Source organism: Flavobacterium luteolum, from assembly GCF_027111275.1.
GTDB lineage: Bacteria > Bacteroidota > Bacteroidia > Flavobacteriales > Flavobacteriaceae > Flavobacterium > Flavobacterium luteolum.
Genome location: NZ_CP114286.1, coordinates 1,881,553 through 1,901,611, shown reverse-complemented (window position 1 = coordinate 1,901,611; position 20,059 = coordinate 1,881,553). Strand labels below are relative to the sequence as shown.

General features: G+C 34.3%; 15 protein-coding genes. 10 read left to right on the top strand and 5 right to left on the bottom strand.

Annotated features, from left to right (window positions below; genetic code table 11):
• Positions 1 to 23: 23 nt before the first annotated feature.
• The 5 genes from OZP10_RS08150 to panC form a co-directional block, all read right to left on the bottom strand.
• Complete coding sequence (locus tag OZP10_RS08150; protein ID WP_281634228.1) at positions 24 to 1,988, bottom strand: transglycosylase domain-containing protein; 1,965 nt, start codon at positions 1,986 to 1,988, stop codon at positions 24 to 26.
• 165 nt (positions 1,989 to 2,153) lie between these two features.
• Positions 2,154 to 3,515 (bottom strand): DNA repair protein RadA, encoded by a 1,362-nt coding sequence (radA, locus tag OZP10_RS08145; RefSeq protein WP_111377621.1) that lies wholly within the window; start codon positions 3,513 to 3,515, stop codon positions 2,154 to 2,156.
• Positions 3,515 to 4,669: an alpha/beta hydrolase gene (locus OZP10_RS08140; protein WP_281634227.1), complete on the bottom strand. Its 1,155-nt coding sequence runs from the start codon at positions 4,667 to 4,669 to the stop codon at positions 3,515 to 3,517. Before OZP10_RS08140 ends, radA begins: the two co-directional genes overlap by 1 nt.
• Positions 4,670 to 4,871: 202 nt before the next feature.
• On the bottom strand, positions 4,872 to 5,222 hold the full coding sequence (panD, locus tag OZP10_RS08135) for an aspartate 1-decarboxylase (protein ID WP_008465481.1): 351 nt from the start codon (positions 5,220 to 5,222) through the stop codon (positions 4,872 to 4,874).
• A 14-nt stretch (positions 5,223 to 5,236) separates the two neighbouring features.
• Positions 5,237 to 6,115, bottom strand: coding sequence for a pantoate--beta-alanine ligase (panC, locus tag OZP10_RS08130; RefSeq protein WP_281634226.1), 879 nt, complete (start codon positions 6,113 to 6,115; stop codon positions 5,237 to 5,239).
• 77 nt (positions 6,116 to 6,192) lie between these two features.
• Between panC and OZP10_RS08125 the strand changes: the two genes are divergently transcribed.
• The 10 genes from OZP10_RS08125 (at position 6,193) to OZP10_RS08080 (ending at position 20,038) form a co-directional block, all read left to right on the top strand.
• The gene (locus OZP10_RS08125) at positions 6,193 to 6,999 is read left to right on the top strand and encodes a glycogen/starch synthase (protein ID WP_008465476.1); all 807 of its coding nucleotides are present in this window, start codon (positions 6,193 to 6,195) and stop codon (positions 6,997 to 6,999) included.
• 21 nt (positions 7,000 to 7,020) lie between these two features.
• Positions 7,021 to 8,673, top strand: a complete 1,653-nt coding sequence (gene bamH, locus OZP10_RS08120) for a BamH family beta-barrel-assembly machinery protein (RefSeq protein WP_281634225.1) — start codon at positions 7,021 to 7,023, stop codon at positions 8,671 to 8,673.
• A 9-nt stretch (positions 8,674 to 8,682) separates the two neighbouring features.
• Entirely contained in the window at positions 8,683 to 10,533 is a 1,851-nt protein-coding gene (gene glmS / locus OZP10_RS08115) for a glutamine--fructose-6-phosphate transaminase (isomerizing) (RefSeq protein ID WP_281634224.1), read from the top strand.
• Between the two features lie 311 nt (positions 10,534 to 10,844).
• Positions 10,845 to 13,673, top strand: coding sequence for a TonB-dependent receptor domain-containing protein (locus tag OZP10_RS08110; RefSeq protein WP_281634223.1), 2,829 nt, complete (start codon positions 10,845 to 10,847; stop codon positions 13,671 to 13,673).
• 84 nt (positions 13,674 to 13,757) lie between these two features.
• Positions 13,758 to 15,311, top strand: coding sequence for an SGNH/GDSL hydrolase family protein (locus tag OZP10_RS08105; RefSeq protein WP_281634222.1), 1,554 nt, complete (start codon positions 13,758 to 13,760; stop codon positions 15,309 to 15,311).
• Between the two features lie 239 nt (positions 15,312 to 15,550).
• Entirely contained in the window at positions 15,551 to 17,062 is a 1,512-nt protein-coding gene (atpD, locus tag OZP10_RS08100) for a F0F1 ATP synthase subunit beta (RefSeq protein WP_177211683.1), read from the top strand.
• Positions 17,063 to 17,144: 82 nt separating this feature from the next.
• On the top strand, positions 17,145 to 17,426 hold the full coding sequence (locus tag OZP10_RS08095) for a FoF1 ATP synthase subunit delta/epsilon (RefSeq protein WP_177211684.1): 282 nt from the start codon (positions 17,145 to 17,147) through the stop codon (positions 17,424 to 17,426).
• Between the two features lie 63 nt (positions 17,427 to 17,489).
• Entirely contained in the window at positions 17,490 to 18,008 is a 519-nt protein-coding gene (locus OZP10_RS08090) for a hypothetical protein (RefSeq protein WP_281634221.1), read from the top strand.
• 171 nt (positions 18,009 to 18,179) lie between these two features.
• A complete protein-coding gene (locus OZP10_RS08085; RefSeq protein ID WP_281634220.1) occupies positions 18,180 to 18,818 on the top strand; it encodes an NAD(P)-dependent oxidoreductase in 639 nt (212 codons plus the stop codon).
• A 74-nt stretch (positions 18,819 to 18,892) separates the two neighbouring features.
• Positions 18,893 to 20,038 carry an aminotransferase class I/II-fold pyridoxal phosphate-dependent enzyme gene (locus tag OZP10_RS08080; protein WP_281634219.1) on the top strand — a complete coding sequence of 382 codons (1,146 nt, stop codon included), beginning with the start codon at positions 18,893 to 18,895 and terminating at the stop codon, positions 20,036 to 20,038.
• Positions 20,039 to 20,059: the final 21 nt, after the last annotated feature.

Sequence of the window (20,059 nt, the reverse complement as noted above, 5' to 3'; positions counted from 1 at the left end):
TCTTTGCGAACCTTGCGGTTAAACTATAAATCAAATTCATCATCAACAGCCAAAGAATCAGTTTTAATAGCTGTCGAGTCAGGAACTTTAATTTTGATTAAAGAACGTGCATTTCCTGAAATGTAAACCGGCAATAATCCAATTGTATCTTCAGGAACTAATAAACCTCTTCTAAACATCAAATTCTTCAAGAATTTCTGGTTTTTAATGGCGTAATCTTTCAAATTTCCTTGATCATTAAACTGATACATGAATTTTCTTGGTTTCGGAATTATCGTTGCTAAGTATAAACATTCGTCTACATTTAAAGCTGATGGACTTTTCTGGAAATAGAAATGACTCGCTTCGCCAATTCCATATACATTTGGTCCCCATTCAATAATATTGAAATACACTTCTAGCATTCTTTCTTTGCTTACAATTCGGTTGTTTTCTAAAATGTAAACTAGAAGGATTTCTTCAAGCTTTCGCGAAAGCGTTTTTTCACGAGTTAAAAAGACATTCTTAATTAACTGCATGCTGATTGTGCTGGCACCGCGAGAGAATTTCTTAGTTCGAATATTTTTAAGAATCGATTGTTTGAACGCTTCGTTTATGAATCCGCGATGCGAGAAGAAAGATGGATCTTCTGTCGTTAAAACACATTTTCTTAAATAAGGGGAAATCTGATCTAAAGGCGTATAATTTGGATTTGCATTCCCGACCAAAACAGGTCTTTGCAATACATTTTGAATAATCGCACGATACACAAATTCGCCGTTTAGTTTATTTAAATCGGCTTCTCCATATTTGGTGATTCGTAAATCTTCTTTATTAAGCTTACTGTCAAAAACAAGCGTATTTGGTTTGTTTTTATTGAATTTGAAATCCAATTTGTAATCAAAATTTCCAGTTGCCTGCATTCCTTGAAAATGCGTAAATAATCCATCGGGAAGCGAAACGATAAAATCTTGCGCTTTCATTTTCGGAATATCGACCTTCAAAGTATAAATCGTATCCTTTTCGGTATCATAAGAAATATAAGGACGAACTTTGATTTTATTCAACTGCATTGTTGAAGTACTGTCGATTGAGATGAAACTGTCTCCCAATAAAAAGCGGTAATCAAAACGGGCATTTTTTATAACCACATCTTTACTGGCAATTTTTGGATGATTGATTTTAAGATTGGCAATTGAAGTATAACCGTCAATATGCAGTTCGCTGCCACTTTTGTCAATGTTTTGAACATTTAATCGAATGGAATCAAAACTTGCTTTTAAGTTATAACGCTGATCCAAATACGGAACGCGAATGGCTCCAGTATCAAGATTAAAAAATCGAATGTCAGCTTTTTTATTTCTCGGATCAGCAAATCCTTTAATGTTCCAGCGCTGATCAAAATCTTTCGCCTGAACATGAAGATTGGTTTCAAGCTGTTTGTTGCTTAAAACTAGTTTGTCTACATCAATATTGGTTTGTTTTCCATTGTCGTCGATTTTGAATTTGAAGTTTTTCAAATCCATATCGGTTGGAACTAGATTTAGTACTTTCGAAATGATTCTGTAAGCAAATGAAGCATATTTGCGTTTTTCGTTAGATTCTGTTTCTTCACGATCTCTTTTTAGAAAAGCATCAAAATTTCGTTTTTTGCCTTTTTTTACTAATTGAATATATCCATTGTCTACTTTTAAAGTTCCAACTTGAACATCTCCAATAAGTAAATTGCTTAAGCTGATGCTGGTTTCCACATTCTTTATTTTGACAAGCGTATCAGCATTAATTGGCGCCAAAACAACATCTGTCAATTTTATTGTAGATAAACCATCAAATGAAGCCGATTCAACAGAAAAATTACTGTTGTACTGAACGGCCATTTTATGGGTAACTTTTGCAATGGCCTGTTTTAAAAGTGAATTACGAAAATAGTACAGTCCGATGCAAAGCACTAAAATTATTATTCCTAGTATTTTTAATGCTTTATATATTTTTTGTTTTGGAAAATTCATAAAGTTGGTTTTCAAAAGAATTTAGAAATTTTTGAAACGTAGTATTGTTTGTTTGTCACGAATTACGCGAATTAATTTTAGATAATGTAAAATGTATAAATTCAGATTTTAAATTTAAAATAAAATTCGTGTTTAATTTGTGCAATTCATGGCAAAAAGAAAAAATTAACCAAAAAGTATACTTGCAACATCTTCAATTTTTGCCACAAGTTCAATTTTAATTCCTGTATTCTTTAAAGCAATTTTGTTGTATTTAGAAACAAAGATAGTATCGAAACCTAATTTTTCAGCTTCTTGAATGCGCTGATCTACACGGTTTACAGGGCGAATTTCGCCAGAAAGTCCGACTTCGCCAGCAAAACAGAAACCTTTTCCAACAGGAATATCTTCATTAGACGATAAAATTGCGGCAACAACAGCTAAGTCAATGGCAGGATCATCAACAGAAATTCCTCCCGTAACATTCAGGAAAACATCTTTTGCGCCTAAACGGAAGCCAGCTCTTTTTTCTAAAACAGCCAAAATCATATTTAGTCTTTTGGCGTTGTAGCCTGTTGTGCTTCTTTGAGGTGTTCCATAAACTGCCGTGCTAACCAAAGATTGTATTTCGATCATCAACGGACGCATGCCTTCAAGAGTAGTTGCGATTGCCGTTCCTGAAAGTTCTTCGTCTTTATGTGAAATCAGGATTTCAGAAGGATTGCTAACTTCTCGTAAACCGCTTCCGAGCATTTCGTAAATACCAAGTTCTGAAGTCGAACCAAAACGGTTTTTAAGCGAACGCAAAATTCTATAAATATGATTTCTGTCCCCTTCAAACTGCAAAACGGTATCGACCATGTGCTCTAGGATTTTTGGTCCTGCGATGTTTCCGTCTTTGGTAATGTGCCCAATTAATATTACGGGAATATTGCTTTCCTTAGCAAATTTGATTAATTCGGCAGTGGTTTCACGAATTTGAGAAATACTTCCTGCAGTCGATTCGATATAATCGGTATGCAAAGTCTGAATGGAGTCAATAATGACTACTTCAGGCTGAATAGTTTCGATTTGTTTAAAGATGTTCTGAGTTTTTGTTTCAGTAAGAATATAACAGTTGTCGCTGTTTGGCGTAATTCTTTCTGCACGCATTTTAATTTGTTTCTGACTTTCTTCTCCAGAAACGTATAATGTTTTATAAGGTAACTTTAATGATACTTGAAGTAAAAGTGTACTTTTTCCGATGCCGGGCTCTCCACCTAAAAGCGTTAAAGATCCAGGAACAAGTCCGCCACCCAAAACACGATTCAATTCGCCGTCGGTTGTGTCCATTCGAACTTCCTGTGTCGAATCAATTTCGTTGATTTTTAAAGGCTTTGGCGCTTTGCTGGTTGGAGTAGGTTCACTTTTCCAAGCCACTTTATCCTGTTTCTGAATAATTTCTTCGGCAATCGTATTCCATTCTTTGCACGCGTTACATTGCCCTTGCCATTTGGCATATTGGGTTCCGCAGTTTTGGCAGAAAAAGGAAGTTTTAACTTTTGACATTATTTACTTTTTTTAGCAAGTGTATTCATTTCGTCAATTTTCTCATACATCAAGTCTTTGTTCAAATCACCAATTGGCTCCATTTGAGATGCGTTTTGGTATTTTTTTGAAGCATGTTTAGGATCGCCCATTTTTTCGTACATCAAGCCTAATTCATATTCTCCCAACATAGCTTTTGGATAATTCACATTTCCAATTTCGGCCATCTTTCCCAATTCATCGTAAGCGTTTCTCTTTAAAATAAGATTTTCCATTACTTTAAAATCGCTCATTCGAACAGGAATTTGAACTCCCAAAACTTCAGACATTGTAGCGTATTTTTTTTCTAAATATTCTGCATAACCTGTTTGAAGAACCGCAATTTTGTCGTTGTATTCGGCAGAATTTATAGGTCTGTATACTTCAAAAATTTGGTATAATGCACTTGGTATAGAATGCAATACTTCTGTATAATGTGTTGCGCCTTTAAATACATCATATTTATAATTCACTAACGGATTATTAGCGATTTTAATATTGCTGTTTAATTTATCTATTGGTTCTTTAATTTTCTTAATATCGCCTTCTCCAGCAGAAAGATAATAGAAAATTGGACTTTTTACTTTTGCAAACTTCTCAGCAATGCGCACTTCCATTTTTGGGGCAAGCTCTGGGCTTAAACAGATGTATGCATTAAAAAGTGGGATCTCTTTGTACAAATAAAAATTAGCAAAACTAGCTGTCACGTCATGACCTGCGATAAGCCTGAAAGGTGAGGTGCGATATTTTTTTTCAATGTATGGAATTAATTCAGCTCCAATAAATTCGAAAAATTTTGCGCCTTTTTCAAATGGCAAACCTTCGTTTTGATCTATTGTAGTGTCATCATAGCGTTCTTCGTTTTTGTTTTGATGAATCCCGATAATGATCATTTCTGGAATATCGTCCCAATAGGTTCCATAACTTACGGCTCCAGAAAATGGATCAAATAAGTAATCTCCATCCAATAAATAAAGGACAGGGTATTTTTTGTCTTTGTTTGCTTCATAAGAAGCAGGAAGTCCGATCGTAATTCTGCGCTCTTCTCCCAGTTTTTCTGATTTAATGTTATCGAACGTTTTTTGGGCAAACGACGAGAACGAAATCAAAAGTGTTAGTAGGTAAACTTTTTTCATGATTTGTGGCATTTCAGTAAATTAAAAAGTATTGAAAATAGTGTAGCAATATACTATTTTATTTGCTTCTTTGTTACGTAGATTAAAAATTGAAGCAGAGTGTTTTATGGTCAAAATCATTTTAGATTAAGACCAAAGAAGAGCTTTTTGTTCAAAATTGACTTTTGACAAAGTAGGGAAATTCGGTAAGAAAAAGAAAATCTTAGGTTAAAGAATTGTCATTTTCATTAGGGAAAATAATCCAAGGTTTGAAGGTTTTTGCTTCTTCAAAATCTAGGGTTGCATAAGAAATGATAATGATGATATCATCTTTTTGAACTTTTCTTGCAGCAGGACCGTTTAAAGTGATTTCGCCTGAATTTTTTTCACCTTTAATAGCGTAAGTTTCAAAACGTTCGCCATTATTAATGTTAACAATAGATACTTTTTCGCCTTCAATAATATTTGAAGCCTCTAGTAAAGTTTCATCAATAGTAATGCTGCCAATATAATTTAAATCGGCACCCGTTACTTTAACGCGATGAATTTTTGATTTTATAACTTGAATTTGCATGATGCAAAGTTAGATTAATTTAATGAAATGGTGTCAATCAGTCTTATAGAATTAACAAATACCGCTATAAATGCTCGGTATTTTTTGTCATTCTCTTTCTTATCGATAGATAAAAGTGTTGATTCATCAGCAATAACAAAATACTCCAGTTCGAACTCCTTATTATCTTTGAAAGAATTTTCTACAAATTCGATTGTTTCTTGCGGGCTATGATTTTGAAAAATCTCTTTTGCTTCGGTTAAAGTTTTATAAATTATCGATGCATCTTTTCTTTCCTCCGCTGTCAAACGTTCATTACGTGAACTCATTGCAAGCTGATTTTCTTCTCTAAAAATTGGACATCCAACAATATTTACTTGCAATTCTGTTTTTTCAACTAATTTTTTGACAATTTGAAGCTGCTGAAAATCTTTTTCTCCAAAGTAGGCATTTGTTGGAGTCACGATTTCGAATAGCCTTTTAACAATTGTTCCAACACCATTAAAATGCCCAGGTCTGAATTTTCCTTCCATCTGGTTTTCTAATCCGTCAAAATCAAAAGGCTGCGAAACGGTATTTCCTTCATAAATATCTTCAACAGAAGGTGCGTATAAAATAATTTTATCACTTAATGTACGCATTTTCTTAACATCTTCTTCTAGTGTCCTAGGATATTTTGCTAAATCTTCTGGGTTGTTAAATTGTGTTGGATTGACAAAAATGCTTACAACTGTATCGTTGTTTTCTTTAAGCGAACGTTGCATTAAAGCCAAATGTCCTTGGTGTAAAGCGCCCATTGTCGGTACAAATCCGATAGTTGAATTTGCGGTTTTGATAGTTTTAAGATAGGCTATCAACGCTGCTTTACTGTAGAAAATATGCATTGAGGTATTATTAAAATTTAGTGCAAACATAATATATTAGTTATAAACTGCATAAATTTTTGTAATTTTGCGACGTTTTTATTACCAAAATTAAGTAAAATACTATTATGAAAGATAAGAGGATATTATACGTATCATCTGAAGTCGTGCCTTATTTGGCTGAAAATGAGGTTTCTTTAATGTCTTATGACGTACCGAAAATGATTAACGATCAAGGCGGTCAGATAAGAATTTTCATGCCAAGATATGGGAATATCAATGAGAGAAGACACCAATTGCATGAAGTGATTAGGCTTTCAGGAATGAATTTGGTAGTGAATGACTTAGACATGCCGTTGATTATTAAAGTAGCTTCTATTCCGAAGGAAAGAATCCAGGTTTATTTTATCGATAACGATGAATACTTCAAACGTAAAGCAACTTTTACAGATGAAGAAGGAGCTTTGTATCCTGATAATGACGAAAGAGCTATTTTCTTTGCAAAAGGTGTTGTTGAGACTGTAAAAAAATTAAACTGGGTTCCAGATATTATACATGTTCATGGTTGGCTTGCAGCAATGCTTCCAATTTATATGAAGCATTATTATAAACATGAAGCATTGTTTTCTGAAACTAAAATTATTACATCTGTTTACGGACAGTCGTTTGATGAAAATTTAGATTTAGAGATGATCAATAAAGTTAAATTTGACGGTGTTCCTCATGAAGCTGTGTCAGATTTAGAAACTCCAAATTACGAGAATGTTTTAAAAGCCAGTATTTTACATTCTGATGGGGTGATTATTGCGTCGGAAAATGTTTCTCCAAGTTTAACAAAATTTATAGAATCTTCAGGAAAACCTTTTTTACCTTTCGCCGGGAAAGATGGATTTGCTGATGCTTATACAAATTTCTACAGAACATTTGGACTTTAAATTTTAATTTTATTATTAGACATGTATAAAACTTCTTTTTTTAAGAAATCTCTTTTGGCTGTAATGGCTATTTTTCTATATTCTTGTGACAAAGATTTTAATGCAATTGGTGATGGTTTGGTTGGAGATGACCATTTTGGACTTGAATCTGAAAAATATGATGTTTTAGCTTTTAATCAAGAAGTTACGCCTATTCAGTCAAATAATATGGTGACAAATGCTTTAGGTATTTTTGATAATCCGCTTTTTGGAACTACAACAGCAAATTTTGTAACTCAGATCGGGCTTGCGTCATATTCTCCAACAATTGGTGAATCGCCAGTTATTGATAGTGTTAAAATAGAGATTCCTTACTTTAGCCATGTTCTCAGTACTGATAAAGAAGGGAATAGTACTTATGAGTTAGATTCTATTTACGGTGATAAAAATGGGAAATTTAAATTAAGTATATATGAGTCTGGAATTCAGATGAGATATAGCTATTTTAATAGCGGTAATCAGTTGCCTCAATTTTATTATACAGATCAAAACACTGAATTTTTTAATAAAAAAATTGGAACAAGGTTAAATGATAAAGAGAATACTTTGCAAAATGATGAGTTCTTTTTTGATGCTAAAGAAATTGTAATCAAAACCACTGATCCTACTACTAAGGTGGTTACAACGGATAGGAAAAAACCTCAAATGACATTGGATCTTAATAAGCAGTTTTTTCAAGATAAGATATTGAATGCCGCTGCTTCAAAACTTTCAGCAGAGGATCTTTTTCAAGAATATTTTAGAGGTTTGTATTTTAATGTAGAAAAGTCTGGAGCTAATCCAAGCAATATGGCTTTGATAAATTTTAATGAAGGTAAAATTACCGTTTATTACAAGGCTAAAACAGAATCTACAACAGATGGTGATGCTACGGAGAATAAAACAATTGTTTTGAATTTGAAGGGTGCTAGCGCAACAACATCAAATACTGCTAGTTTTCTTGAAGATGTTCGAAATCCAGATTATGCAAGTGCTATTACAACAAACGTAAATAAAACGGATGGAGACGAAAAACTTTATTTAAAAGGAGGTCAGGGTTCAGTAGCGGTTTTAAGACTTTTTAATCCGACTGATGTGTTGAGTTATAATTCTAAAGGGGAGCCGGTAACTGGAGCAAATGGCGTTCCAGATCAGTTAGATGAAATGAGAAGTAATGCTGTAGTTAAGAATTGGAAGGTTAATGAAGCTAATCTGGTATTTACTATTGATGCTGATAAAATGGCAGGAACAGAAGAGCCAAATAGAATATTTTTATACGATTTGACAAATAATACCATTTTATTAGATTATTCTACAGATGCTTCTTCGACTTATGGAGGGTTGATTACTGTAGGTTCTGATAAAAGAGGGAAGAGTTATAAAATTAGAATCACAGGCCATATCCGTAATCTGATTAAGGATGCAACGGCTAAAAATGTTGATTTAGGACTGGTTGTTTCTCAAAGTGCTACAATGCTTACATTTAATGCGTTAAAGAACAAGATTCAAATTAATGATAATCCAATTGAGTATTTTTCTGCAGCGCCGAGAACTTCAGTTATGAATCCTTTGGGTACAATCTTATATGGCGGAAAAACTTCTGTTCCAGAAGATAAAAGATTGAAACTCGAAGTATACTACACGAAACCAAATTAATAAATATATATGTGTGGAATTGTTGGATATATCGGTCACCGAGATGCCTATCCTATTGTAATAAAAGGATTAAAGCGTCTTGAGTACAGAGGATATGATAGTGCCGGCGTTATGTTGTATGACGAAGAGGCGGGCATTAAAGTTTGCAAAACAAAAGGTAAAGTTTCTGATCTTGAAGCTAAAGCCAATGAAGGTTTTACAACAAACGGAAATATTGGAATTGGACACACACGCTGGGCAACTCATGGGGTTCCTAATGATGTGAATTCGCATCCTCATCTTTCTAATTCTGGAGATTTAGCGATCATTCATAACGGAATTATAGAGAATTATGCGCCTTTGAAAGAGGAGCTTATCAAAAGAGGTTATACTTTTAAATCGGATACAGATACTGAGGTTTTAGTTAATTTAATCGAAGAAGTTCAAAAGAACGAAAATCTTAAATTAGGTAAAGCTGTTCAAGTTGCATTAAACCAAGTTGTTGGTGCGTATGCAATTGCTGTTTTTGATAAAAAAAATCCAAACGAACTTGTTGCAGCGAGATTAGGAAGTCCGTTGGCAATTGGAGTTGGAGAAGGGGAGTATTTTGTTGCTTCTGATGCTTCACCATTTATTGAATATACTTCTAATGCAGTTTATTTAGAAGATGGCGAAATGGCAAATATCAGATTGCATAAGCCTATTAAAATTAGAAAAATCCAAGATGACTCTTTAGTGGATCCTTATATTCAAGAACTTCAAATGAATTTGGAGCAGATTGAAAAAGGAGGGTATGATCACTTCATGCTTAAAGAAATCTACGAGCAGCCAAGTGTTATTAAAGATACTTACAGAGGAAGGCTTCATGCAAATGAAGGAATTGTTCAGATGGCTGGTGTTGAAGACAACTTAGAGAAATTCTTAAATGCAAAACGTATTCTGATCGTAGCTTGCGGAACTTCATGGCATGCAGGTTTAGTGGCAGAATATATCTTTGAGGAATTTACACGTATTCCTGTAGAGGTAGAATATGCTTCTGAATTTAGATATAGAAATCCAATTATCAATAAAGATGACGTAGTAATTGCTATTTCACAATCTGGTGAGACGGCAGATACTATGGCGGCTATTAAATTGGCTAAAGAAAACGGGGCATTTGTATTTGGAGTTTGTAACGTAGTGGGGTCTTCTATTTCTAGAGAAAGCCATGCGGGTGCTTATACACATGCAGGACCTGAAATTGGAGTAGCTTCTACAAAAGCATTTACTACTCAAATTACAGTTTTAACGATGATTGCTTTACGTTTAGGAAAAGCGAAAGGAACATTGTCAAATACAGATTTCCATACTTATCTTCAAGAGTTAGAAATTATTCCTGAGAAAGTTGCTGAAGCATTAGAGACTAGTGATAAAGCAAAAGAAATTGCGGCTGCATTTAAAGATTCGCCAAACTGTCTTTATTTGGGTAGAGGATATAATTTCCCAGTTGCTTTAGAAGGTGCATTGAAATTAAAAGAAATTTCATATATCCATGCAGAAGGTTATCCAGCTGCCGAAATGAAGCACGGTCCAATCGCTTTAATTGATGAGTTTATGCCGGTTATTGTGATTGCTCCTAAACAAGGGCATTACGATAAAATTGTAAGTAACATTCAGGAAATTAAATCTAGAAGCGGTAAAATTATTGCTGTAGTTACAAAAGGAGATACTCAAGTTCGCGAATTGGCAGATTATGTAATCGAAATTCCAGAAACTTCAGATGCCTTATCGCCATTAGTTACCACAATTCCGTTGCAGTTGCTTTCTTATTATATAGCTGTAATGAGAGGTTGTAATGTTGATCAGCCTCGTAACTTAGCGAAGTCGGTGACGGTAGAATAAGATTCTATTTTAAAATATAAATATGTTAAAAAAGCGAGATTTAGGTCTCGCTTTTTTTTATTGTCAAAAATTTTTTTGAGCCTATGTATTTTTATGAATTTTTCAATTTTTTGATAAAAATTTATATGTATGCATAGTAAATTGATTTTTCTTTAGGTTTTTCTTTGTTTTTATTTTAATAAAATGAATTAGTAAATAGTTAAAATATTATGCAAAATCATGATAAATATCAATTTTATTTAACGTTTTTTTATGCATATTAAAATATTTGTGTATTTTGGCTATATATACTAACAAAAAAACTAACCCTAATGAGAGTCTACTTGCTAATTATGTTGTTATTCAGCGGAATATCTTTTGCGCAGAATACAATTACAGGTTCGGTTACAGATAGTAACAAGCAATCTGTTCCTGGTGCCAATGTTGTTGTTGTAGGAGAAAACACTGGTGCTTCTACTGATTTTGACGGATCGTTTAAATTGACTACCAATGCTAAACTGCCTTTTTCTGTAAAGGTTTCTGCGGTAGGATTTGAATCTAAAACGGTAAGTGTAACAGCGGCAAATCAAAAAATAAATGTGATTTTAAAAGGTGAAGAAACAAAGCTAGATGAAATTGTAGTTTCGGCATCAAGAACGCCTGAAAGAGTTTTAGAATCTCCGGTGACTATTGAAAGAATGGGGGTTCAAGAAATTAAAAGAACGGCTTCTCCTTCTTTTTATGATGGTTTGGAAAACATGAAGGAGGTGCAGATGAATACGAGCAGTATGTCGTTCAAGTCGATCAACACTAGAGGGTTTGCTACGGTTGCAAATACTCGTTTTATGCAGTTGGTAGATGGAATGGATAATGCTTCTCCGTTATTGAATTTTGTTTTAGGGAACATGATTGGAGTTTCAGAAATCGATGTTCAAAGTGTGGAATTACTTCCAGGGGCATCGTCTGCATTGTACGGAGCTAACGCTTTTAATGGAATTTTGTTTATGACTAGTAAAAGTCCGTTTACGAATCAAGGTATTTCGACTTACTTTAAATATGGTGCGACTTCACAAGAAGCAGCAGGTACAAATAGTTTTTATGATTTTGGTATTCGATTCGCGCATGCATTTAATAAATATTTTGCGGCCAAAGCAAACTTTACTTATATGCAGGCTACAGATTGGTATGCTACAAATTATGATGATAAAACAAGAGGTGGTATTGATAGAGCAAATCCAAGTTATGATGGGATAAACGTTTATGGAGATGAGGCTGCTACAAATATTAAAGGTGTTGGTCAGAAATTAGAAGCAATGGGGTTGATTCCGGTAGGCGCATCTAATCTTTTGCCGAATTCTATGGTTAGTAGAACAGGTTATAATGAAATTGATTTAACAGATAATAAAGCGGCAAATACAAAGATTGATTTTTCTTTGCATGGAAGACCTTTTGGAGATGAAAGATTAGAGATTATCTGGCAGAGTAAATTTGGTACAGGAAATGCAGTTTATCAAGGTGCTAACAGATATTACTTGAATAACTTTTTTATGCAGCAGCATAAGTTAGAGTTTAAAGGGAAAAACTTTTTTGTGAGAGGATATATGACTGGAGAAGATGGAGGTCAATCTTATGATATGATTTTTACAGGTATCAATATAAACAGAAAATGGAAAGATGATAATACTTGGTTTGGCCAATACGCAGGAGCATTTATTCAAGGGACTTTAGCAGGTATGACACCAGAGCAGGCTCATGCGGCTGCAAGATCTACTGCTGATACAGGTCGTTTTTTACCTGGGTCGACAGAGTTTAAAAATGCATTTAATCAAGTTATAAGTGATCCAGATGTTTTAACTGGGTCAAGATTGGTTGATAATTCGAAAATGTATCACTCAGATGCAAATTATAATTTCAGAGACATAATAAAATTTGCCGAAATTCAGGTTGGAGGTTCTTTTAGAGCATATGAGTTAAACTCTCACGGAAGAATCTATACCGATGCTGATAGTCAGATAAATTATAATGAATATGGTGCGTATGCACAATTAATGAAGAAATTTTTAGATGATAGATTGAAGTTTACAGGATCTCTTCGTTATGATAAGTCTAAAAATTTCGATGGTAATTATTCTCCACGTTTGTCTCTTGTGTATTCGGCTGGAGAAAAAAGAAATCACAATTTCAGAGGATCTTTCCAAACAGGTTTTAGAAACCCTACAACTCAAGATCAATATATAGGATTTAATATTGGAAATGCAGTGTTGCTTGGTTCTGCTCCTGATAACTTAACAAGATTTAATGAAACTTTTAATCTTAGTGCAGAAGGTCAGTTATATACAGGAAGCCCTACAAAAGTGATGAATGGTAATGATGCTTATGGAAACTCATACATAGCAAGTTCTGTTACTGCATTTTCTGCAATGGCGGGAAGTGATCCGGTTGCGGCGGCGGCTCTATTAAAAAAATCTAGAGCTAATTACGTAAAGCCTGAACAAGTAAAAGCTTTTGAGTTAGGGTATCGTTCTGTTTTTGAAGGGACATCAATTGATATTAATGGATACTATAATATTTACAACGACTTTATTGGTAATTTAAATGTAGTTTCTCCTTTCTACGGGACTGCGCAGGATAATCCTAATATTGCTGCAGGAACTTCTGATCCAGGCGTTCAGTCAATTAGAGCGCTTCAGAATGGTGAATATAGAACATATCAATTGTATACAAATTCAGACGTAGAAATAAATTCGTTAGGATTTGGAGTTGGGCTTTCTAGAAAAATTATTTCTGACTTTGAGCTAGGAGTAAATTATAACTATGCTCAGTTTGATTTTGATCAAGCAAAAGATCCAAGTTTTGAGCCTGGCTTTAATACACCAAAACATAGAGTAAAAATGTCAATTGGAAATGATAAGTTGTTTAAGAATTTTGGATTTAATGTTAGCGGAAGATGGAATAGTGAATATTTATGGCAGGCTGGTTTTGCTGATGGTATAATTAAATCTGCGACGGTAATTGATGCTCAGATTAATTATGGAATTCCAAAATTGAAATCGGTAGTAAAATTAGGTGCGGCTAATATTGGCGGTAAAGAATACTATCAGGTAATTGGAGCTGGGTTAATCGGGCAGCAGTATTTTGCTTCTTGGACTATTAATCCATAATTGATTGTTAACTCTTAGTCAAATTCATTATTTATGTTTCTGAATGTCAAATTTGGAAGCAGGTAATTATAAAAAATATAAATTATGGTACAAAAATTCAAGTGGCTTTTATTGGTTTCGTTAACCTTTATGGCTTGTAATAGTGATGACGATGTAGCTCCGGTGGTAGAGTCGTCTGATGGTAAAGCTTTGACTGCTGGAAGTGCTGATTTTTCTAAATATGTTGCTTTAGGAGATTCTTTTGCTGCGGGATTTAGTGACAATGCTTTGTTTATTAAGGGTCAGGAAGGAGCTTATCCTAATATTTTGGCACAGCAATTTGCTTTAGTAGGAGGAGGCGATTTTAAAACGCCTTTTGCAAATGATAATATAGGAGGTTTGTTGTTAGGCGGACATGTTATTGCTGGTCAGCGTTTGTATTTTAATACGACTGTAACGCCAACCCATCCAGAATCGACAGTAGATCCTATTGAGGGAGTGCCAACAACAGAAGTTACGGCACATTTATCTGGGACTTTTAATAATTTAGGAGTTCCGGGTGCTAAAAGTTTTCATTTGTTAGCTCCTGGTTATGGTAGTGCGGCAGGTGTCGCGGCTGGAACAGCAAATCCTTATTTTGCTCGCTTTGCATCGAGCGCTACAACTACAGTTTTGGCAGATGCTTTAAGTCAGAATCCGACTTTCTTTTCTTTATGGATTGGAGGAAATGATGAACTAGGTTATGCAACTGCTGGAGGAGATCCAACGGTGAATCCTTTAACGCCTCCTGCAACTTTTGAGGCGGCTTATAAAGGTTTGGTTGCTCAATTGGTTGCTGGCGGCAGAAAAGGAGTTATTGCGAATCTTCCAAATATTACAACTCTTCCTCATTTTCATGTGATAGCATATAATCAGTTAACGCAGGCTAATTTAAGTTCTAATGGAGTTAGTCTGGTTAATACTTTAAATGCCCAATTGTATGGGCCTTTGAGTAATGCTCTTGCTTTTCTGGGGCAGGGAAGCAGAATTAAACTTTTGTCTACAACAGGAAAGAATCCTCTGTTGATTGTAGATGAAACGTTGCCAGATCTTTCGGCAAATTTGAAAGCTGTTTTGATGGGTGGAGGGTTAGATGCTACTACTGCTACAGTAATGGGGCAAATTTTTGGACGAGCTAGACAAGCGCTTCCAACAGACTTAATTGTTTTAGGAGCTTCTTCAAGAATCGGAAAGGTTCCAAGTGTTGCACTTGACGGAGTTGCTTCTCCTTCTCCTTCATTATCTCAATTAGGGGTTACTTTTCCTTTGCCTGACAGATATGTTTTGCTTCCTTCTGAAGTGGCAGAAATAGAAGTAGCGACTAATGCTTATAATACAGTGATCAATGCGGCTGCAGAGGCAAATGGTTTGGCAATTGTTGATGCAAAAGCAATTATGGACGATTTAAATAAGTCAAGTGGTATTACAATGAATAATTTTACATTGAAAGCGACATTTGTTACAGGAGGTATGTTTTCTTTAGATGGGGTTCATCCTTCGCCAAGAGGATACGCTTTTATTGCTAATAAATTTATTCAAGCTATAAATGCTAAATATGGTTCAAATTTAAAAGGGGTAGATATTGGTAATTATCCAGTTTTATTTCCTTCAAAATTATAATCATATAACTATTTTCAATTTCAAAAAGCCGCTCATTTATATTTAATGAAGCGGCTTTTTTCTTTTATTAAAAAAATGCTGTTTTTGTTGTTTTTTGGGTAAGTTTTATGAATCAAACAAAATGATGCTATTTTTTATGAAAAAAAAATTGATTTTATATTTTAAAAAATTATCTTTGCGCTCTGAAAAAAGAGGTATTTTCGATAAACCTAAATAGCTATTTAATAAATACATAAGTAATGTCAAAAGTAATAGGAAAAGTTGCTCAAATCATTGGACCAGTAGTAGACGTAGTTTTCAACGGTAAAGATGTTGAACTTCCAAAAATTTATGATTCACTAGAAGTCACTAAAAAAGACGGAACTATTTTAGTTCTAGAAGTACAATCTCATATTGGTGAAAACACTGTTCGTACCATTTCTATGGATTCAACAGATGGTTTAAGCAGAGGATATGAAGTAGTTGGAACTGGAAATCCAATCCAAATGCCAATCGGTCCAGACGTATATGGACGTTTATTTAATGTTGTTGGAGATGCAATTGACGGTTTAGGTGATTTGCCAAAAACTGGAGAAAATGGTCTGCCAATTCACAGACCTGCACCAAAATTTGAAGATTTGTCAACTTCATCTGAAGTTTTATTCACAGGTATTAAAGTAATCGATTTGATCGAGCCTTACGCAAAAGGAGGTAAAATTGGATTGTTTGGTGGTGCTGGTGTTGGTAAAACAGTATTGATTCAGGAGTTGATCAACAATATCGCAAAAGGTCACGGTGGACTTTCTGTATTCGCTGGAGTAGGTGAAAGAACACGTGAAGGAAATGACTTACTTCGTGAGATGTTAGAGTCAGGAATTATTAAATACGGTGATGATTTCATGCACTCTATGGAAAATGGAGGATGGGATTTATCTAAAGTAGATATGCCAGGAATGAGAGAGTCTAAAGCTACTTTCGTTTTCGGACAAATGAATGAGCCACCTGGAGCTCGTGCACGTGTGGCACTTTCAGGATTATCTATCGCTGAGTATTTCCGTGATGGAGCTGGATCTGACCAAGGAAAAGATGTATTGTTCTTCGTTGATAATATCTTCCGTTTTACTCAAGCAGGTTCTGAGGTATCGGCACTTTTAGGACGTATGCCATCTGCAGTAGGTTACCAACCAACTTTGGCAACAGAGATGGGTGCTATGCAAGAGCGTATTACATCTACAAACAAAGGATCTATTACATCTGTACAAGCGGTTTACGTTCCTGCGGATGACTTAACTGACCCTGCGCCGGCTACAACTTTCGCGCACTTAGATGCTACAACTGTATTGTCTCGTAAAATTGCTGAGTTGGGTATCTATCCTGCGGTAGATCCGTTAGATTCTACTTCTAGAATCTTAACTCCACACATCTTAGGAGATGAGCACTACAACTGTGCACAAAGAGTAAAAGAGATTCTTCAAAAATACAAACAATTACAGGATATCATCGCTATCTTAGGTATGGAAGAGTTATCAGAAGATGATAAACTTGCAGTATCTAGAGCACGTCGTGTACAACGTTTCTTGTCTCAGCCATTCCACGTAGCAGAGCAATTTACAGGTATTCCAGGAGTATTAGTTGATATTAAAGATACTATCAAAGGTTTCAACATGATCATCGATGGTGAGTTAGATCACCTTCCAGAGGCTGCTTTCAACTTGAAAGGTTCTATTCAAGATGCAATCGAAGCTGGAGAGAAAATGTTAGCTGAAGCGTAATATAAATTATGAATTATGAGTTATAAATTATGAGTTTCTGCTCACTTATAACTCATAACTTATAACTCATAACTCAAAAAAAATGATTTTAGAAATAGTATCACCAGAAGCGAAATTATTTTCAGGAGAGGTAACATCTGTTACTTTACCAGGAGTTAATGGTAGTTTTCAGATTTTAAATCATCACGCCCCAATTGTTTCTATTTTAGAAGAAGGAACAATTAAAATTGCAGCTCCAAGCTTCAGTTTTTCTAAAGAGGCTGCTGATAAGTTTACGAGAGTTAATGATCAAACTTATACTTTAGAGATTAAGTCAGGAACAATCGAAATGAAAAACAATAAGATAATTGTATTAGTTGACTAAAACAATTTCAAAAATAAACTGAAAAGCCAGACAGTATTGTCTGGCTTTTTTTATTTTTGATTTATGAGAGAAAACGAAATTTCTATTTTTACTGGAAAAAGAGCTTGGTATGAGCTGTTATTGGCTTCAGTGTTTTTTGGAGCTTTTATTTATATGATTGTTTTGTTTGTCTATTTTGCATTTATTGAAGTTTCGGTTAAGATAGCGATCAGAGCGTTTGCAACATTTCTTGTGTTTGGTACATACTGTTTAGTTTACGGATTTAAATTTTCTGCAACTAAAAACATGCTAATAAATTTGCAGACCAATACTTTAATTTCAAGATATATTATTGGTCCATTTTCATACGATGTGAAATTGAAAGTAACCGAATTTGAATATGTTTCTTTTTTTGAAGATAGATATGGTGAGTTTGGGACAAATCTTTGGTATGTTAAAAATAAGCATTACAAAATGTACAGTTTTGAAGATAAAGAATCAGCGTTTCAATTTTCTCTTAATCTTTCCAATAAGCTTAATATTGATTTACTTGATGCTACCGAAAAAGGAAATTTTAAATGGGTAGAAAAGGAAAAGGTATAATGAATTGAAAGTCAGATAGTATTGTCTGGCTTTTTTTATTTTATTATTTTTGAACCATCAAAATCTCTTTATAAAATATTGATCAACTGTAAAGGCTCAGGATGCCTTTGCTCTTTGTTTCATCTAATGGTGGAGCATAACTTTTTATGTCAAATTTTATAAAGAATATATATGAAAAATATATCAAAAGTTGCTGTTCTTGGCGGTGGCGGAAGAACAGGAAAATATCTTGTAAACCAGTTATTAGAAAATGGGTTTAGTGTAAAACTTCTATTAAGAAATCCAGACAATTATGCCATTCAAAATCCAAAGTTAGAAATCATTAAAGGCGATGCGATTAATGAAGAATCTATAAAGCTATTACTCAAAGATTGTCAGGCTGTAATTAGTACTATTGGTCAGAGGCCAGGGGAACCAATGGTGGCGAGTCAAGCAACAGAGAATGTTCTAAATGCCATGAATTCAAATGGAATTGGGAGGTATGTTCTTCTTGCTGGGCTGAATATAGATACTCCATTCGATAAAAAAGGCCCGAAAACATTGATGGCAACCGACTGGATGAAAACTAATTTTCCTGAGATCCAGAAAGATCGCCAATTTACGTTTGATCTTTTAATGGACAGTAAGGTTGATTGGACGCAGGTTCGTGTTCCATTAATTGTGTTTTCTCATGATAGTCATGAAATCTCTGTAAGTCTTGAAGATTGTTTAGGAGATACCATTACAGCATTTGATATTTCGAAGTTTCTGGTAAAAGAAATGTTGGAGTCACATTATGTTAGACAGTCGCCTTTTATTAGCGCTATTTAAATTTAGAAAAACAGCGGGTTCTTTAGAATCCGCTGTTTATTTTATTCTAATAGGAATTGTCTAACTTTGTTTTTATGAAGTTTCCTGAAGAACTTAATCGAAAAATAGAGACTCTTAAACAGAACAATCTGTTTAGGAAATTACCTGCGTTTAATAATCTGATTGATTTTTCTTCAAGTGATTACATTGGATTTTCTAAATCTGAAAGTATTTATAAGCATGCGCATGCTTATCTGTTAGAAAATGAGTTTTTTCAAAATGGTGCTACAGGTTCGAGATTGACTACAGGGAATCATGCTCTTTATCAAATTGCAGAAAGTTTTATAGCGCAATTTCATGAGGCAGAATCGGCTTTAATTTTCAATTCGGGATACAATGCCAATTTGGGGTTTTTTAGCGCTGTACCGCAGGAAAATGATATTGTTTTGTATGATGAATTGTGTCATGCTTCTATAAAACATGGAATTGCGATGTCTAGTGCTAAATCGCATCATTTTATCCATAACGATTTTGAAGATTTAGAAAAGTATATTCTTAAATTTTCAGATTCTACAATTTACATCGTTACTGAAACTGTTTTCTCTATGGACGGTGATAGTCCTAATTTAGAAGAATTGATACAGCTGTCAGGAAAATACAATTGTTATTTGATTGTTGATGAAGCTCACGCTTTAGGTGTTTTTGGAGAAAAAGGAGAAGGACTGGCTCAGTATTTACAATTGCATGACAAAATTTTTGCGAGAATTGTAACTTTTGGAAAGGCTTTAGGTTGCCAAGGATCGGCAGTTTTAGGAAGTGTTGAACTTAAAGATTATCTAATCAATTTTGCTCCAAGTTTTGTGTATACAACTGCTTTGCCTCCTTATGATGTAGCAATAATTTTTACGGCATATCAGCAATTAGAAATGGAAAAAGAGGCCATTGAAAAGCTTCGTCAGAATGTCGTATTTTTCAATCAGCAGAAAAATCTGTTGGGATTAAAACCAATGTTTGTTCATAGTAAATCTTCAATACATTCTGCGATTGTTCCAGGAAATGAAAAACTTAAAAAACTGGTGCAGCAACTTCAGGATAAAGGGTTCGATGTTCAGTCTATTTTTTCTCCGATTGTTCCTGAGGGTCAGGAACGTCTTCGTTTTTGCATTCATAATTATAATTCTCAAGAAGATATTAGTCAAGTCTTGGAATTGGTTAGAGATTTCGTTTTTGGTTATCGCTAAAAAAGAGTTAAAACAAGAAAC

What these genes read in the sequence shown, in the direction of transcription:
- OZP10_RS08125 (WP_008465476.1), top strand. Translation starts at nt 6,193, where the DNA reads ATGAAAGATAAGAGGATATTATACGTATCATCTGAAGTCGTGCCTTAT.
- OZP10_RS08090 (WP_281634221.1), top strand. Translation starts at nt 17,490, where the DNA reads ATGAGAGAAAACGAAATTTCTATTTTTACTGGAAAAAGAGCTTGGTAT.
- OZP10_RS08080 (WP_281634219.1), top strand. Translation starts at nt 18,893, where the DNA reads ATGAAGTTTCCTGAAGAACTTAATCGAAAAATAGAGACTCTTAAACAG.
- atpD (WP_177211683.1), top strand. Translation starts at nt 15,551, where the DNA reads ATGTCAAAAGTAATAGGAAAAGTTGCTCAAATCATTGGACCAGTAGTA.
- panD (WP_008465481.1), bottom strand. Translation starts at nt 5,222, where the DNA reads ATGCAAATTCAAGTTATAAAATCAAAAATTCATCGCGTTAAAGTAACG.
- glmS (WP_281634224.1), top strand. Translation starts at nt 8,683, where the DNA reads ATGTGTGGAATTGTTGGATATATCGGTCACCGAGATGCCTATCCTATT.
- OZP10_RS08085 (WP_281634220.1), top strand. Translation starts at nt 18,180, where the DNA reads ATGAAAAATATATCAAAAGTTGCTGTTCTTGGCGGTGGCGGAAGAACA.
- OZP10_RS08095 (WP_177211684.1), top strand. Translation starts at nt 17,145, where the DNA reads ATGATTTTAGAAATAGTATCACCAGAAGCGAAATTATTTTCAGGAGAG.
- OZP10_RS08150 (WP_281634228.1), bottom strand. Translation starts at nt 1,988, where the DNA reads ATGAATTTTCCAAAACAAAAAATATATAAAGCATTAAAAATACTAGGA.
- bamH (WP_281634225.1), top strand. Translation starts at nt 7,021, where the DNA reads ATGTATAAAACTTCTTTTTTTAAGAAATCTCTTTTGGCTGTAATGGCT.
- OZP10_RS08105 (WP_281634222.1), top strand. Translation starts at nt 13,758, where the DNA reads ATGGTACAAAAATTCAAGTGGCTTTTATTGGTTTCGTTAACCTTTATG.
- OZP10_RS08110 (WP_281634223.1), top strand. Translation starts at nt 10,845, where the DNA reads ATGAGAGTCTACTTGCTAATTATGTTGTTATTCAGCGGAATATCTTTT.
- radA (WP_111377621.1), bottom strand. Translation starts at nt 3,515, where the DNA reads ATGTCAAAAGTTAAAACTTCCTTTTTCTGCCAAAACTGCGGAACCCAA.
- OZP10_RS08140 (WP_281634227.1), bottom strand. Translation starts at nt 4,669, where the DNA reads ATGAAAAAAGTTTACCTACTAACACTTTTGATTTCGTTCTCGTCGTTT.
- panC (WP_281634226.1), bottom strand. Translation starts at nt 6,115, where the DNA reads ATGTTTGCACTAAATTTTAATAATACCTCAATGCATATTTTCTACAGT.